A 15,393-nucleotide genomic window follows, 5' to 3' on the forward strand; every position below is an offset into this window, starting at 1 on the left:
GTCCAGCCATAGGCAACAGCAGGCCCGCAGCGATCGAAATCGCTGCGGGCCTGCTACTTTGCGGAGGGGTCAGTTGGCCTGCGGCGGGCGCGGGCGGGGGAGGTCGTCGCGGCGGATCGGCCAGTAGCTCTTCGGCCCGCCGGTCAACGCGGGGGCGTCGGTGTTGATCACCGTGAGCAGCCACTGCGGTCGCGGATTGACCCAATAGCGCTCCTGCGCACCGATTGTCAGCTTCACCGTCGGCACCGTCTCATTGCCGTCGGCGACCTTGCGGACGAACGCCGCGGCCTCCGGATCGTCCCAGATATCGATCTCGCTGTAGACGATCCCGTTGCGATTGAGCACCCGGCGCAGGCGAGCGCAGAAGGGGCAGCCCGGGCGTCGATAGACGACCAGCTCCGGGGTGGTCTCAGCGGTCATGTCCGGATTCTAGAGCCGAAAGGGATTGCCCGCGAACACCATCGCGGTACCGGTTCCGGCGGTACCGCACAGCTATCGACTAGGAGCGTTTGGTCAGGTAGTCGATGTACATCGGGCGCAGCACCTCGCCGATCTCGCCTTCGCCCGCGTGTACGTAGTCGTCCAGCATGGGCAGCACGTACTTGATGTCGGCCTCGCTCTCGCCCAGATCGCCCGCGGCGGCCTCGGCGGCGGGGATGGACTTGAGCAGCTCCCAGAGGAACTTCACATCACCGTGGCGAACCGCCAGCTTCACGGCCCGGTCGTGCAAATCCTTGGTGGAGAGCGCCTCGAGTTCCTGTGTATCGGCCATGACCTCGACTGTAATGGACCGATGGCACAGCAACCGAGGTACCGGGTCAAGCGTGTGTACGACGCGCCCGCGGCCGATGACGGCCGCCGGGTGCTGGTGGATCGACTGTGGCCGCGCGGGGTCAGCAAACAGGCGGCGGCGATCGACGAATGGGTGAAGGAGGTGACGCCCTCGAACGAACTCCGGAAGTGGTATCACGACGATCCGGACACGCGACGCGCCGAATTCGAGACACGGTATCGAGTTGAACTCGCCGCGGACCCGGCGCAGGCCGCTTTGGCGCGTTTGCGCCGCGAGGCCGCCGCGGAACCGTTGACGCTGGTGACGGCGGTGAAAGTGCCTGAGCACAGTCACGTCCCGATCCTGCTCGATGAATTGGACGAAACGCCCAGAGGGGGAGCGCGTTAACGAGTTCTTCACCAATGTGCCTGCCAGTCGGGAAGCCGGATCGCGATTTCGAATGTAGCGTCGGTTGTGCGGGCCGCGTAGGTGTGGTTCGTACGGGAGGTCCTGATCGTGACTGAGCAACTCAGTGCGAGGGGGCCGGCACCCGGCCCTCGGGTCGTACGACCCTAGAGCCCGACCGGCCCAGCGAGAACGCTTGCGCGGTGCCGCGCGAGTGGCAAAGGAGCCCACCGTGACTGATGCACGCTCCGTCAACGCTCCCACACCGAGCGCCGCCTCCAACCGGGGCACGCGCACCACAGGTCCGGGAGTTCGCGCCTCGCAGTCGTCCGAATCAGGACTGAAAACCTTCGTCGTGGATACGTCGGTACTGCTCTCCGACCCTTGGGCACTGACACGCTTCGGCGAGCATCACGTGGTGCTGCCGCTCGTGGTCATCAGTGAACTCGAGGCAAAACGTCACCACCACGAACTGGGCTGGTTTGCCCGCGAGGCACTTCGGATGCTGGACGATCTTCGTCTGGCCCACGGTCGGCTTGATCAGCGGATACCGGTCGGAACCGGTGGCGGGACACTCCAGGTGGAGTTGAACCACACCGATCCGAATGTGCTGCCCGTCGGATTCCGCACCGACAGCAACGATTCCAGGATTCTCGCCTGCGCGCTCAACTTCGCGGCCGAGGGTCAGCGAGTCGTACTGGTATCCAAGGACATTCCGATGCGCGTCAAGGCGAGCGCGGTCGGCCTGCGGGCCGAGGAATATCACGCACAGGATGTCGTCACCTCCGGCTGGACCGGCATGGTGGAGATGGAGGTGGGCTCCGAAATCGTCGACAAGCTCTACAGCGATTCGGTGATCGATCTGGATGAGGCCCGGGATATGCCGTGCCACACCGGTATTCGGCTACTGAGCGCCCGGGGCAGCGCACTGGCCCGCGTCTCGCCGGATAAGCGGGTGCAGCTGGTGCGCGGTGACCGGGAGGCGTTCGGCCTGCACGGCCGTTCCGCCGAACAGCGCATCGCCCTGGATCTGCTGCTGGACGAGAGCATCGGCATCGTGTCGATGGGCGGCCGCGCCGGAACCGGCAAGTCCGCGCTCGCGCTGACCGCGGGCCTGGAAGCGGTGCTGGAGCGCCGCACCCATCGCAAGGTGGTGGTCTTCCGTCCGCTGTACGCGGTCGGCGGCCAGGATCTGGGCTATCTGCCCGGCTCCGAGAGCGAGAAGATGGGGCCGTGGGCGCAGGCCGTCTTCGACACCCTGGACGGGCTCGCCAGCCCGGAGGTGATGGAGGAGGTGCAGGCGCGCGGCATGCTGGAGGTGTTGCCGCTCACCCACATTCGCGGGCGGTCGCTGCACGATTCCTTCGTGATCGTGGACGAGGCGCAGTCCCTCGAACGCAATGTGCTGCTCACGGTGCTGAGCCGTTTGGGCAGTGGATCGCGGGTGGTGCTCACGCACGATGTGGCCCAGCGCGACAATCTGCGAGTCGGGCGACACGACGGTGTCGCCGCGGTGATCGAGAAGCTCAAGGGGCATCCGCTCTTCGCGCACATCACCCTGACCCGCAGTGAGCGTTCGCCGATCGCGGCGCTGGTCACCGAGATGCTGGAGGAGTTCGGCCCCAACGCGTAAGCGTTGCCGGTCCGCTCGAAACCCGTGAAAACCCTTGCCCGGCCGAGTCGATTCGTCGACTCGGTCGGGCAAATTCATGGCGTGTGTTTCATCTCATAATCCGCAGGGTATATTCCGGTCAAATACCTGCTCGTCGGTCGATTCGGTGAGAAGTGTGTATTCGCCGAAAGATTGCCGAGTGGCTGGCCCGGGTTATCGAGAGGATGCAATGCACACCTTCGCTCGACGTTCGGCCGGTTTCATCGCGGCCCTCGCAGTCATCACCGCCTTCACCGCGGGCTGCGATAAGGACAACAAGGATTCGAAATCCGATACGGCGACCACCAGCACCACGGTCATGGCCGAGACCACCACCGAGCACGCCACCGAAACCAAGATCGCCACCCGCGATGGCGCGGAGGTCACCGTCGCCGGTGACTTCCTGGCCAAGTACAACGAAATGGGCGGCGTGACAGGCCCGCTCGGCCTGCCCACCGGCGCACAGCAGGAGGGCCCCGGCGGCGGCAAGATGCAGGAATTCGCGGGCGGCGCGATCGTCTCCAGCCCGGCCACCGGAATCCACGTGGTGTGGGGCGAGATTCGCAAGGCGTGGGAGGAGAACGGCGGTCCGAGCGGCAAACTCGGCTACCCCACCTCCGACGAGACCGATATCACCGGCGGTAAGCAGAGCGAGTTCACCGGCGGCACCATCACCTGGGTCGACAACAAGACCACCGTCACCGAGAAGTGAGCGTTCCCAGCCGATAGTGGACGGCGCGGTCCGGAGCCTTCCCCGCCCCGGACCGCGCTGACCCGTCGTTTTCCTGTGCGGATACCAACGGGGCGGCGATAGCGATTGTGAATGCGAGGCGAAGATCCCCACGTTTGCTCCGCAGCCGCTAGGTTGTCTCCGTGCAGAAGCAATTGGCCGACCGGGAACTGTTGGACTGGCTCGCGGCAGAGGTGGAGGCGAACCTCACCCGCCATATCGCGGCGGCCGCCGAATGGCAGCCCCATGACTACGTGCCGTGGGATGACGGCCGCAATTTCGAGTTCCTCGGCGGAACCGATTGGGAGCCCGGGCAATCCGAGCTCAGCGAGGTCTCCAAGCTCGCCCTCACGGTGAGCGTGCTGGTTGCCGACAATCTGCCCTCCTATCACCGGGAGATCGGCATGTACCTGCGGACCGGCGCCTGGTGGCGCTGGGTCGGCCGCTGGACCGCCGAGGAGAACCGGCACGAGATCCTGATCCGCAACTACCTCATGGTGACCCGCGCGGTCGATCCGATCGGCCTCGAGCGCCTGCGCATGGCGCATATGACCGAGAGCTTCCGCCGCCCCGCCATGCACCTGATCGATGTGCTGGCCACCTGCGCGTTCGAAGAGTTGGCAGCGGCCGTGCGGCATCGCAATACCGCCGCCACCGCGGACAATCCGATCGTCGCGTCCATCGCCGAGCGCCTGGCCGCCGATGACGAACTGCAGGCGGTGTTCTTCGCGAACATCGTCGCGGCCGCGCTCGACGTGGTTCCGGATCAGGCCGTGCGCGCCATCGCGGACCGCGTCGCCGACTTCCACGTGCCCGTGGTCAAGCTCGCCGACGGCAAGACCAGTGACGAGGTGCTCGCCGAGGCGGGCATCTATGACAGCGCGAACGAGCCCGCGCTGGTCTTCGGCCCGCTGCTCGAGCAGTGGAAGATCTTCACCCGCACCGACTTCAGCGAAGCCGGTGAGAAGGCCCGCGCCGAACTGGATCACCTGCGACCCTGATTCCACACCGTCGTGGATACGCCGGCTGTCCCGATTCGGGGCAGCCGGTTTTGCGTTTCGGTGCGGAACCTCAGCGGGAGAGCGCGGCCCGGAACAGTCCGGCCACAGTGCCGCGCAGGAAGTTCTCCCAGCTGAAGTGGTCGTGCCACAGCGTGATTCGGCCATCGCTCAGTTCGAAGGTGCCGCACACCCAGAACGCGATCTCCACCGGCCCGAAGCGCAGATAGTCGGTGCGCTCGGTGAGCACCACGCCATCCTCGTCCGCGGCGATGTGGTGCATATCCACGCGGAATCCGTAGCGCGGGTTGGCGAGCTTGTCCAGCACCCACCGCACCCGATCGATCCCGCGCACATCCGGTAGCGAGGTGTTCTTCCAGACGATGCCGGGATCGGCCAGTTCGAGGGCCTCGGTGACGGCCTTCATCTCCATCGCGGCGAAGAACTCCCGCACCGTGGTGACCGCATCCTGCTGCAACTCAGGTATCTCCGACATGGATTGAGCCTAAGCCGAAGTCCCGCGCGGCCATAGGCCTTCGGCCCACCGCCCCCAACTTCGCACCCCTTCGTCATCCCGGCATGCTTGTGGCCGGGATCCACGCCCCGCTATCGCTACTTCCTGCTGTCGATCAGCACGCCGAGCCCGTCGAGAATCCGGTCGATGCCGAAACTCAGGGCGTTGTTCCGGCCGGTGTCCTCGTCCGGCCGGGTGGCCTGTTCGGCCAGCGCCGCGGCGACCTGTGGGAAGCGCTCGCCGTGCTCGGCCAGCACCGCACCCATCTCCTCGATCAGTTGCGCTTCCATATCCGCGTCACCGTTGCCGCCGCCGACCTGCTGGATCAGGGCGCGGGCGTGGCCGATCAACAGCACCGTGGCGTCGAAGCGTTCGGCGGCGTCGAGACCGCTGCCGTCGAGTGCGGTGAGACTGCTTTCGAGCCAGCCCATTTCGTTCGGTCCCATGGGCCGGATGCCGGGCGTCAATTCCAGCGCCCACGGGTGCGTGTCGTAGCGCTCGGCGATGGATTCGGTCCACAGCCGCAGGTAGTCGCGCCACGGTTCGGCCGAATTCGCCGGGGCCGCAATCGGTTCCGGGGGTGCGCCGAGGGCGGCGTCGATCATGAGCGCGATGAGTTCGGTTTTGCCCGGCACGTAGCGGTAGAGCGCCATTTTCGCGCAGCCGATGCGCTCGGCCAGGCGCTGCATGGACAGGTTCGCGAGTCCCTCGGTATCGGCGAGCGCGATGGCCTCGGTGACGATCCGCTCCAGCGTGAGCGAGGGTTTCGGTCCGCGTTTGGGTTTCGCGGGTGCGCCCCAGAGCAGTTCGAACGAGGTCGGTGCCGGCATCGTCGCCATCCTTCCGAAAACTGTCGCTTGACGTTCTTCTGCGTCCAGCATACGCTAATTAACAACAGCGGCCGACGGACGCAATTAACGAAGGATAGACATCATGCGTAAGACCACGGTTCTCATCTCGGGCGCTTCCATCGCGGGCCCGGCCCTGGCCTACTGGCTCGATCGCTACGGCTTCACGGTCACCGTCGTGGAGAAGGCCCCCGCCCTGCGGCAGGGCGGCCAGGCCGTCGACTTCACCGGTCACACCCATATGACCGTGCTCGAGCGCATGGGCATCCTGGAGGACGTCAAGGCTCGCCAGACCGGTAAGACCGATATGGTCATCGTCGACGAGGCGGGCAACCAAAAGGCGCTCATCTCAGGCGATTTCACCGGCGGCGATATCGAGATCCTGCGCGGCGATCTGTCCGAGGTCATGTATGAGCGCACCGCAGGCCAGTGCGAATACCTCTTCGACGACACCATTACCGCCCTATCCGACACCGCCGACGGTGTCCACGTCGAATTCGCCAATGCCCCCGCCCGCACCTTCGACCTGGTCATCGGCGCGGACGGCATCCACTCCCGGGTGCGCAAACTGGCCTTCGGCCCGGAGGAGAAGTTCGTCAAGCATCAGGGCCACTACTACTCCATCGCGGGAGCCTCGAACTGGGAAGCGCATCCGGACGCGCCCCGTGAGCGGGCCGTCTCCTACGCCCTGAACACCCCCGGCCGACTCGCGTCGCTGGGCAGTTCCAAGGCCGGGCAGATGTACCTGTTCGCTTCGCCCAAGCTGGATTTCGACCGCGACGATCTCGATGCCCAGCGCCGCATCCTCGCCGAGAAGTTCGCCGGGCTCGGCTGGGAGGTGCCCAAGATGCTCGCCGAACTGCCGGGTCTGAAGGGCTTCTTCCTGGACTCCATCGCCAAGGTGACCATGAAGGATTTCGTCAAGGGCCGCGTCGCACTGCTCGGCGACGCCGGTTACGGCAACACCATGGCCGGATTCGGCACCGGGCTCGCGGTGGTCGGCGCATACGTGCTGGCCGGTGAATTGGCGGCCGCCGACGGCGATCACACCGTCGCCTTCCCGCGCTATCAGGAGATGATGAAGCGCTACAGCAAGCTGGCGGGCGGCGCGAACGCCGGACCGTTCCTGGCCCCCAAGACCGCGCTCGGCCTGCGCGTGCGCAATTGGTTCCTGACCTCGTGGGCCTTCGACATGATGATGAAGTCCACCGAGAAGTCCAAGAACGATATCGAGCTGAAGAACTACCCGGAAATCCTTGCGGGGCGGTGAGTTACGGCCCGGGTGACAAATGAACGGACCCGGTGGCGCGATCGCCACCGGGTCCGTTTTCGTTGCCGCGGAAGGGCGTCAGTCCTTCGTGTCCTCGACCTTGGCCATGGACAGCACATCGAGACGGCGATCGAGTTCCGCCTCGGACAGGTTGTCGCCGATCAGCCCGCGATCGATGACGGTCTGGCGAATCGTCTTGTGCGCCTTGACCGCTTCCTTCGCGACGGCGGCGGCCTCTTCGTAGCCGATGGCCGAATTCAGCGGCGTCACGATGGAGGGGGAGGACTCCGCGAGGCGGCGCAGCCGCTCCTCGTTCGCGACCAGGCCGACGATGCACTTATCGGCGAACAGGCGAGAAACGTTGGCCAGCAGTCGAATCGACTCCAGCACATTGCGCGCCATCACCGGGATGTACACGTTCAGCTCGAACGCGCCATTGCCGCCGCCCCAGGCGATGGCCGCGTCATTGCCGATGACCTGCGCGGCGACCTGGGTAACCGCTTCCGGGAGAACCGGATTCACCTTGCCGGGCATGATCGACGAACCGGGCTGCAAATCCGGCAGCTGAATCTCGGCGAGGCCGGTGAGCGGGCCGGAACCCATCCAGCGCACATCATTGGCGATCTTGGTGAGGCTGATGGCGACGGTGCGCAGCGCACCGGACAGTTCCACCAGACCGTCGCGCGCGGCCTGCGCCTCGAAGTGATTGCGGGCCTCGGACAGCGCGTCCAGATCCGTCGACTTCTTCAGTTCCACAACGACTTTCGCACCGAAGCCATCGGGCGCGTTCAACCCGGTGCCGACCGCGGTGCCGCCGATGGCCAACTCGCCCAGCCGGGGCAGCGTGGTCAGCAGGCGCTCGATCCCCGCGCTCACCTGCCGGGTGTATCCGCTGAACTCCTGACCGAGGGTGATCGGCACCGCGTCCATGAGATGCGTGCGACCGGACTTCACCACATCGCGCCACTCCACCGACTTGTCCAGCAGTGCCAGCCGCAGATGATCCAGCGCCGGAACGAGATCCTTCACCACGGCCTCGGTCGCCGCGACATGCGTTGCGGTGGGGAAGGTGTCGTTCGACGACTGCGACATGTTCACGTCGTCGTTGGGGTGCACGGTGACGCCCTCGCGCGCGGCGATGCTCGCGATCACCTCGTTGGCGTTCATATTCGAGCTGGTGCCCGAACCGGTCTGGAAGACGTCGATGGGGAACTGATCGTCATGTTTGCCGTCGGCGATCTCGGTGGCGGCGGCCACGATCGCGTCGGCCTTGATCGGATCGAGCAGGCCCAGGTCCCGGTTCACGGTGGCGCAGGCGGCTTTCAGCAGGCCGAGCGCGCGGATCTGCGCACGCTCCAGGCCGCGGCCGCTGATGGGGAAGTTCTCCACCGCACGCTGGGTTTGCGCGCGCCACAACGCCTGTACTGGGACGCGGACTTCGCCCATCGTGTCATGTTCGATGCGGTACTGGGTGTCGTCGGTCATGGATTCGACCCTAGGCCGGGACGGGGGTGCGTGGGGGTGCCACGCCTGAGGCAATCAGCACACGCGGACCCGGAATACGGCGGGATCCGCCGCCGGATACGGCGACGGCCGCCGCGCATCCATCGCACGGCGGCCGTCATGATCCGGCTCCGGTCACCGAAGGCGTTGCCCCGGTGCCGGATTCGATGTTCAGAACATCGGGGGAGTGGCATCCTCGTCGCCGACGAAATCGACCGAGGCGTATTCGCGCAGCTTGGTCAGGCGGTGGTAGGCGTCCACCATGCGCACGGTGCCGGACTTGGCGCGCATGACGATGGACTGGGTGTACGCCCCGCCGCCGTAGTAGCGCACGCCGCGCAGCAGATCACCGTCGGTGACGCCGGTGGCGCTGAAGAAGATGTCCTCACCGGAGACCAGGTCCTCGGTGGTGAGCACGCGATCGAGATCGTGGCCCGCGTCGATGGCCTTCTGCCGCTCGGCGTCATCGGTCGGAGCCAGCTTGGCCTGCAGCGCACCGCCCATACAGCGCATGGCCGCCGCGGCGATAATGCCCTCGGGGGTGCCGCCGATGCCGATCAGCAGGTCGACGCCGGATTCGGGACGGGCACAGGCGATCGCGCCCGCGACGTCACCGTCGGAGATGAGGCGGATGCGCGCACCGGCCTCACGAACCTCGCTCATATGCTTGGCGTGCCGGGGGCGATCCAGGATGCAGACCGTGAGGTCCGAGACCGAGGAGTTCTTGGCCTTGGCCACGCGACGCAGGTTCTCCGCGATGGGGGCCGATAGGTCGATGACATCGGCGGCGTCGGGGCCGACGGCGATCTTCTCCATGTAGAACACGGCCGACGGATCGAACATCGCGCCGCGCTCGGCGACCGCGAGTACCGAGATCGCGCCGGGCGAGCCCTTGGACATCAGCGTGGTGCCGTCGATCGGGTCGACCGCGAAGTCGAGTTCCGCGCCCTCACCGTTGCCGACGAGTTCGCCGTTGTAGAGCATGGGCGCTTCGTCCTTCTCGCCCTCGCCGATGACCACGATGCCGCGCATCGAAACGGTCGACACCAGCTGGCGCATGGCGTCGACGGCCGCGCCGTCGCCGCCCTCCTTGTCACCGCGTCCGACCCAGCGTCCCGCGGCCATTGCGCCGGCCTCGGTGACCCGGACCAACTCCAATGCGAGATTGCGGTCCGGGGCCTCGCGGCGGCTGGGTGCGGGCGTGGGTGCCGTCATTACGGTGCCTCCTTGGTTGTCAACTGCTGGGTAAATTGTCGCATTGCGCTTTCGCGGCCCAACCAAGTACTGACGTTTCACTTCCGCACCGGTCCTGGACCTTTACGGATGCGCCGCTTGACGGCGCGCGGGTGCAAGGTCGCCGCAGCGGCCCTGTGAGGTGGGTCGCATTCCCCTCCCGTGGATACTGGGGGCGTGCCGAACACCAAGCCGCGGATCCTGAACGACTGGAAAGACCTGTTCTGGTCCCTCTTTCCCCTGGTCCTGATCTGCCTGGCCATCGCGGGCATCGCCAGTCAGTGCAGTTTCACCGCGGGCGGCCCGAAGGCGGGGAACATCCCGAACTTCGACGCGCACAGCGCATTCACCGATGACGCGAAGCAGCTCCCGTTCGGCATTCGCGAACCCGTGCTGCCCGCGGACTGGAAGGCCAACTCCGGCAACCGGGAACCCGGCGTCTCCAGCACGGTCGGCTACATCACCCCGCAGGGCAGCTATATGCAGGTGACGCAGTCCAATGCCACCGAGGAAGCCTTGGCGCGCAAGGTCGCGGGCACCCGATACGCCACCGGCGTACAGCAGATCGGCGATCGCAAATGGGTCGTCTACGCCGAACCCGGCACCGAACCCGCCTGGATAGCCGACTACGGCGACACCCGCGTACTGATCAAGGGCGCGGGCAACAACGGTGCCTTCACCACCTTGGCCACTGCGGTCACCAGCGCGCAGCCGCTGCCGAAGTAGGCGGCTCAGCTCTCCTGGGACCGGTGCGCCAGTGCGTCTTCCACGCGCTTGCGCGCGCCGGCGAGGTGTTCCTCGCAGCGATTGGCGAGGGCCTCGCCGCGCTCCCACAGCGTGAGCGAATCATCCAGATCCAGGCCGCCCTGTTCGAGCATCTTCACCACGTTGACGAGTTCGTCACGGGCGCGTTCATAGCCGAAACCGGCGATCTCGGTGAGGTCGGTGTCCGTCATTTTTCGGTGGATTCCTTTCGCGGGCCGAGGGATTGGGAGCCGAGGGCGGCGGCGGTCAGCGCACCGTCCGCCACTCGGATGCGGAGCTGACTGCCCGCGGGCGCGTCCTCGATGGAGCGCACCACTTCGCGTTCCTTGCCGAGCACCTTCTGCACCACCGCGTAACCGCGCGCGAGCGTGGCGGCGGGTCCGAGCGCCGAGAGCTTCTCGCGTAGATGCCGGGTGGCGGTGGATTCGGTGCTCAGGCTCTGATTGATGGCGCGGCGGGTGGCGGTGCGGAACCGCTCCACCTCATCGTGCCGCTGATCGAGTAGTCGCAGCGGTTCGGCGAGCACCGGGCGCGAGCGAAGCTGTTGCAGCGCACGGGATTCGCGATCCACCCAGCCGCGCAGCGCGGCGGCGGCGCGGGCCTGGAGTTCACGCAGCAGCGCGGCCTCGGCGGCGGCGTCGGGCACGATGCGCTTGGCGGCATCGGTGGGGGTCGCCGCACGCAAATCCGCGACATAGTCGCTGAGCGGGTTGTCCGGCTCGTGGCCGATCGCGCTGACGATCGGCGTGGTCGCGGAAACTATTGCGCGGCACAGCGTTTCATCCGAGAACGGCAGCAGATCCTCGACACTGCCGCCGCCGCGCGCCAGCACGATCACATCGATCTCCGGATCGGCGTCCAGCGCGGCGAGCGCCTCCAGCATCTGCGGGACGGCGGTCGCGCCCTGTACGGCGGTATTGCGAATATCGAAGCGCACGGCGGGCCAGCGCTGCGTCGCCACCGTCACCACATCGTGTTCGGCGGCGCTGGCGCGACCGGTGATGAGCCCGATCTTATTGGGCAGGAACGGAATCGGCCGCTTCAGCCGGGGATCGAAGAGTCCCTCGGCCGCCAGCAGCGCCTTGAGCCGTTCGATGCGGGCGAGCAGTTCGCCGATGCCGACGGGGCGAATCTCGGTGACGCGCAAGGACACCGTGCCGCGTGCGGTGAAGAACGACAGCTTGCCGTAGACCACCACCCGGCTGCCCTCCTGCAGCGGCACCGGGGATTTGCGCAGCAGATCCGGATCGCAGGTGACCGAGAGCGACATATCGGCGGCGGTATCGCGCAGCACCAGGAACGCCGTGCGGGTGCCGGGCCGCAGATTGATCTGGGTGATCTGGCCCTCGACCCAGACCGCGCCCAGCCGGTCGATCCACTGCGCCACCTTGACGGCGATGGTGCGCACCGGCATCGGATTGTCGGCGGTACTGGACGGCTTCGGCGGAGGGGCCGGTGCTGCCGGTTGCGCCGCCTGGGCAGGTTGGTCGGGGGTCACCGCACCGATTCTGGCAGTAGGCACCGACGTACGGTGCTCACACCCGCCGAAAGTCCGTTCGTGCGATGGAATCCGTGCGGCGAAGCGAGGCTTGCGCCGGAAATGACAGAGCGCCGACCGTCCGGGCGTACCCGGCCCGGGCAGTCGGCGCTAAGGGAACCGTGTCACTTGGCCTGAACGGTCGCGATCCGATTCGTCAGCATGGTGACGAACGGGGCGCGGTCGCGGGTGTGCTGTTCGTAATCGAGCAGCGCGGCCAGATCCTCGACGGTGAGCATGCGCAGCCGGGCACGCAGCTGAGCCAGGGTCATATTGGTGTAGTCGTAGCGGGTGGCCACCTCGGGCTCGGTCACCGCGGCACTGCCGTTGTGGCCATTGGTGGACGCCTTGGAAGCCGTTGCGGGAGCGGCGGTTTCGACGGTCTCCGGCTCGGCTGCGACCGGCTCGGCCACCACCGCGGCGGTATCGGCGATTTCCGGTTCGGGCTGGGCCGCAACCGGTTCCGGCGCGATCTCGACCGGCTCGACGATGGAGAGAATCGGTTCGGGGGCCGCCGCGACCGGCTCCTCCTCGACCGAATCCACCGGCTCGAACAGATCGAAACTGCTCTTGCGTGCCGATTCCGGCGCGGCGCTGGGGGTTTGCTCGAATGCCTCGTCCTCATCGAACGTGGCCCACGCCGGCTGTTCTTCCGGCTGGTTGACCAAACGGTCGAATACGGCGTCACCCTTGAGAGCGAGGCTGGTCACGAACTGCTGCAGATGCATGGTCGTCTGCAACATCTGACTGATCGCGGTGATCGGGAAATTGATTGCACTGGTCGGTAGCCGGCGAGTTTCCTCTAAGGCGTAGACAGCAGCCCCGGCGGCGACCCGGGCTAGGAACGGAGGTCGGAACATGGTCCTAGCCTGCCCGAAACGCCGTGTGATGCAAAGGTGAGATGACACGGAATGTGATTGTGAGCCAATTCTGCTTCGCTTCATCACGCCGGGGGTGCGGCGACGGGGAGGCGAATGTGTTGCCGGTAATAGCCGGGGAGCGGCGGCCATAGGCGCCCAGTAGGCTGGGACGCATGTCCTCGGCTATCCCTTTGAATGTCGGAATCGTGCGGTCCGCCGGTGTGGATGCCGACGCGCCGAAACGGGTGCTGCTCGCCGAACCTCGTGGTTACTGCGCGGGTGTCGACCGCGCGGTGGTCACGGTGGAGAAGGCGCTCGAAAAGCATGGTGCGCCTATCTATGTGCGCAAGGAGATCGTGCACAACCGGCATGTGGTGGAGACGCTGCGGGACCGGGGTGTGATCTTCGTCGACGAGACCGATGAGGTGCCCGAGGGCGCGCTGGTGGTGTTCTCGGCGCACGGGGTGTCCCCGGCGGTGCACGAATCCGCCGCCGAGCGGAATCTGCACACCATCGACGCCACCTGCCCGCTGGTCACCAAGGTGCACCAGGAGGCCAAGCGGTTCGCGCGGGACGACTTCGACATTCTGCTCATCGGGCACGAAGGGCATGAAGAGGTCGAGGGCACCGCGGGTGAAGCGCCCGATCACGTGCAGTTGGTGGACGGCCCGGACGCGGTCGACAAGATCACCGTGCGCGATGAGAACAAGGTGATCTGGCTCTCGCAGACCACGCTCTCGGTCGACGAGACCATGGAGACCGTGCACCGGCTGCGGGCCAAGTTCCCGAATCTGCAGGATCCGCCGAGCGATGACATCTGCTACGCCACCTCGAACCGCCAGACCGCGGTGAAGGCCATGGCCCCGGCCTGCGATCTGGTGATCGTGGTCGGTTCGCGCAACTCCTCCAATTCGGTGCGGCTGGTCGAGGTCGCGCTGACCGCGGGCGCGCGCGCCTCGTATCTGGTCGACTACGCCCGCGAGATCGATCCGTCCTGGTTCGAGGGCGTGCGCACGGTCGGCCTCACCTCGGGCGCGTCGGTGCCGGAGATCCTGGTCGAGGGTGTGCTGGACATGCTCGCCACCTACGGCTACGGCGAAGTGCAGCCGGTCACCACCGCCAATGAGACCCTGGTCTTCTCGCTGCCGCGCGAATTGCGTACCGCGCGCAGCTGATTCGCCACGAAAAGCAAATCCCCGCCCGCGCGATCACTCGCGGCGTGCGGGGATTTTTCGTATTCGTGAATTCGATCGGCTCAGCGTTCGATGCGGCCCGAATCGCGTTCGCGGTAGCGCACATTGGGGCGCGGGTGCGGCGGCATCTCCGGGGTCTGGGCGCGGCGGCGGCGGCCTTCGGTTCCGGCCGGGTTGGCACGGTCGGCGGGGTTCGCGCGTTCGGCGCGGTCGGCCGGATTGGCGCGGCGCTCGCCCGGGGGCTTGCGGTCGCCGGTGGGTTTGCGGTCCGGGTTCGGTTTGCGATCGGCGGGCGGGGTGCGCTTGCGATCGTTGCCGGATTGGCGCGCGGTCGACTGCCGACCGGCGGCCTGACCGGAGGCGGGCTGGCGATCCGCGCCGACTCGCGGCGGGCGGGACGCCACCCGTCCGGCGGGGCGGCGCGTGGCCGCGGTCGACTCGGCGGCGTCGCCGTCCTGCTCGTCCGCGCCGGATCGGAAGCGTCGTCTGGCGGGTTCCTTGGTGTCGGTCGCTCCGGCGCGCTGGGCGCGGGCGGCTCCGGCCGGGCGGGCGGTGCGGGCGCGCGGCTTGAATGACGCGCCACCCGAATCGCCCTGCTGCTCGCGACGGTGCATGGCCACCCGGATCGCACCGATGATCAGCACCAGCACGGTGGCCAGCGCCATGGTGGGGAACCGATTCACCAGTGGGATGGCCAGATTCAGCAGGATTTCCTTGACCTTGAATCCGCCCGCCGAGTTGCCGAGCATCTGCTGATACGCCAGCGGGACGGCTAGGAAGAGCAGTAGCGGCGGCACCACCATCGTGGTGAAGAGTCCGCGGTATCGCACGATGAGCGCGGCCAGTACGCAGCCGATCACATACAGCGAGGCGAAGGTGCCCGTCAGCTCATCGCCACCCATGGTGTCGATCAGGAATCCGATGAAGGTGCAGGTCACGGCAGTGAGCACCGCGGCGCCGGCGGGGACGCCGGGGACCGTCGGCAGGATCGAACGGTGCGACGGGGGCACCTCTGCTCGCTCGCGCTGGGTAACTGCCACGTCAAGCACACTAAAGCATGTGACGGTTCCGCGAGGTAGGCGACATCATGCGGAGATACTCGAGCGCGTCAAGC

17 protein-coding genes are annotated in these 15,393 nt (G+C 66.7%); 7 read left to right on the top strand and 10 right to left on the bottom strand.

Features of this window, described 5'->3' with window-relative positions; all coding sequences use genetic code 11:
• Positions 1–69 precede the first annotated feature (69 nt).
• Positions 70–420 carry a glutaredoxin family protein gene (locus ACFC0O_RS34245; RefSeq protein ID WP_375965417.1) on the bottom strand — a complete coding sequence of 117 codons (351 nt, stop codon included), beginning with the start codon at positions 418–420 and terminating at the stop codon, positions 70–72.
• A 79-nt stretch (positions 421–499) separates the two neighbouring features.
• Positions 500–772 (bottom strand): hypothetical protein, encoded by a 273-nt coding sequence (locus ACFC0O_RS34250; protein ID WP_364640232.1) that lies wholly within the window; start codon positions 770–772, stop codon positions 500–502.
• A gap of 21 nt (positions 773–793) precedes the next feature.
• Here ACFC0O_RS34250 and ACFC0O_RS34255 point away from each other — a divergent pair, with 21 nt between their 5' ends.
• From ACFC0O_RS34255 to ACFC0O_RS34270, 4 genes are all read left to right on the top strand, one after another.
• The gene (locus ACFC0O_RS34255) at positions 794–1,180 is read left to right on the top strand and encodes a DUF488 domain-containing protein (protein ID WP_375965420.1); all 387 of its coding nucleotides are present in this window, start codon (positions 794–796) and stop codon (positions 1,178–1,180) included.
• A gap of 337 nt (positions 1,181–1,517) precedes the next feature.
• Complete coding sequence (locus ACFC0O_RS34260) at positions 1,518–2,810, top strand: PhoH family protein (RefSeq protein WP_364640524.1); 1,293 nt, start codon at positions 1,518–1,520, stop codon at positions 2,808–2,810.
• Between the two features lie 208 nt (positions 2,811–3,018).
• Complete coding sequence (locus ACFC0O_RS34265) at positions 3,019–3,540, top strand: LGFP repeat-containing protein (protein WP_375965423.1); 522 nt, start codon at positions 3,019–3,021, stop codon at positions 3,538–3,540.
• 161 nt (positions 3,541–3,701) lie between these two features.
• Entirely contained in the window at positions 3,702–4,559 is an 858-nt protein-coding gene (locus ACFC0O_RS34270; RefSeq protein ID WP_375965425.1) for an acyl-ACP desaturase, read from the top strand.
• Between the two features lie 70 nt (positions 4,560–4,629).
• Here the strand turns inward: ACFC0O_RS34270 and ACFC0O_RS34275 are convergent, their stop codons facing one another.
• Together ACFC0O_RS34275 and ACFC0O_RS34280 are read right to left on the bottom strand one after the other, a co-directional pair.
• Positions 4,630–5,052, bottom strand: a complete 423-nt coding sequence (locus ACFC0O_RS34275; protein ID WP_364640220.1) for a limonene-1,2-epoxide hydrolase family protein — start codon at positions 5,050–5,052, stop codon at positions 4,630–4,632.
• 116 nt (positions 5,053–5,168) lie between these two features.
• Positions 5,169–5,900, bottom strand: coding sequence for a TetR/AcrR family transcriptional regulator (locus ACFC0O_RS34280; RefSeq protein ID WP_375965428.1), 732 nt, complete (start codon positions 5,898–5,900; stop codon positions 5,169–5,171).
• 103 nt (positions 5,901–6,003) lie between these two features.
• Here ACFC0O_RS34280 and ACFC0O_RS34285 point away from each other — a divergent pair, with 103 nt between their 5' ends.
• Positions 6,004–7,188 carry an FAD-dependent monooxygenase gene (locus ACFC0O_RS34285; RefSeq protein WP_375965430.1) on the top strand — a complete coding sequence of 395 codons (1,185 nt, stop codon included), beginning with the start codon at positions 6,004–6,006 and terminating at the stop codon, positions 7,186–7,188.
• Positions 7,189–7,266: 78 nt separating this feature from the next.
• On the opposite strand, the gene ACFC0O_RS34290 is transcribed toward ACFC0O_RS34285, so the two are convergent.
• Both ACFC0O_RS34290 and glpX read right to left on the bottom strand, forming a co-directional pair.
• Positions 7,267–8,673, bottom strand: coding sequence for a class II fumarate hydratase (locus tag ACFC0O_RS34290; RefSeq protein WP_375965431.1), 1,407 nt, complete (start codon positions 8,671–8,673; stop codon positions 7,267–7,269).
• A 189-nt stretch (positions 8,674–8,862) separates the two neighbouring features.
• Positions 8,863–9,906: a class II fructose-bisphosphatase gene (gene glpX, locus ACFC0O_RS34295; RefSeq protein ID WP_364640208.1), complete on the bottom strand. Its 1,044-nt coding sequence runs from the start codon at positions 9,904–9,906 to the stop codon at positions 8,863–8,865.
• A 195-nt stretch (positions 9,907–10,101) separates the two neighbouring features.
• Here glpX and ACFC0O_RS34300 point away from each other — a divergent pair, with 195 nt between their 5' ends.
• Positions 10,102–10,650 (top strand): DUF4245 domain-containing protein, encoded by a 549-nt coding sequence (locus ACFC0O_RS34300; RefSeq protein WP_364640206.1) that lies wholly within the window; start codon positions 10,102–10,104, stop codon positions 10,648–10,650.
• A gap of 5 nt (positions 10,651–10,655) precedes the next feature.
• Here the strand turns inward: ACFC0O_RS34300 and ACFC0O_RS34305 are convergent, their stop codons facing one another.
• From ACFC0O_RS34305 to ACFC0O_RS34315, 3 genes are all read right to left on the bottom strand, one after another.
• Positions 10,656–10,880: an exodeoxyribonuclease VII small subunit gene (locus ACFC0O_RS34305; RefSeq protein ID WP_364640203.1), complete on the bottom strand. Its 225-nt coding sequence runs from the start codon at positions 10,878–10,880 to the stop codon at positions 10,656–10,658.
• Positions 10,877–12,103 (bottom strand): exodeoxyribonuclease VII large subunit, encoded by a 1,227-nt coding sequence (xseA, locus tag ACFC0O_RS34310; protein WP_375966414.1) that lies wholly within the window; start codon positions 12,101–12,103, stop codon positions 10,877–10,879. The genes ACFC0O_RS34305 and xseA overlap by 4 nt, the downstream gene beginning before the upstream one ends.
• A 248-nt stretch (positions 12,104–12,351) precedes the next feature.
• The gene (locus ACFC0O_RS34315; RefSeq protein WP_375965434.1) at positions 12,352–13,086 is read right to left on the bottom strand and encodes a lipid droplet-associated protein; all 735 of its coding nucleotides are present in this window, start codon (positions 13,084–13,086) and stop codon (positions 12,352–12,354) included.
• Positions 13,087–13,259: 173 nt separating this feature from the next.
• Between ACFC0O_RS34315 and ACFC0O_RS34320 the strand changes: the two genes are divergently transcribed.
• On the top strand, positions 13,260–14,261 hold the full coding sequence (locus tag ACFC0O_RS34320; protein WP_375965437.1) for a 4-hydroxy-3-methylbut-2-enyl diphosphate reductase: 1,002 nt from the start codon (positions 13,260–13,262) through the stop codon (positions 14,259–14,261).
• Between the two features lie 80 nt (positions 14,262–14,341).
• On the opposite strand, the gene ACFC0O_RS34325 is transcribed toward ACFC0O_RS34320, so the two are convergent.
• The gene (locus tag ACFC0O_RS34325) at positions 14,342–15,319 is read right to left on the bottom strand and encodes a DUF6542 domain-containing protein (protein ID WP_375965439.1); all 978 of its coding nucleotides are present in this window, start codon (positions 15,317–15,319) and stop codon (positions 14,342–14,344) included.
• Between the last annotated feature and the right edge of the window lie 74 nt (positions 15,320–15,393).

The organism is Nocardia sp. NPDC056100 (assembly GCF_042266325.1).
Lineage (GTDB): Bacteria > Actinomycetota > Actinomycetes > Mycobacteriales > Mycobacteriaceae > Nocardia.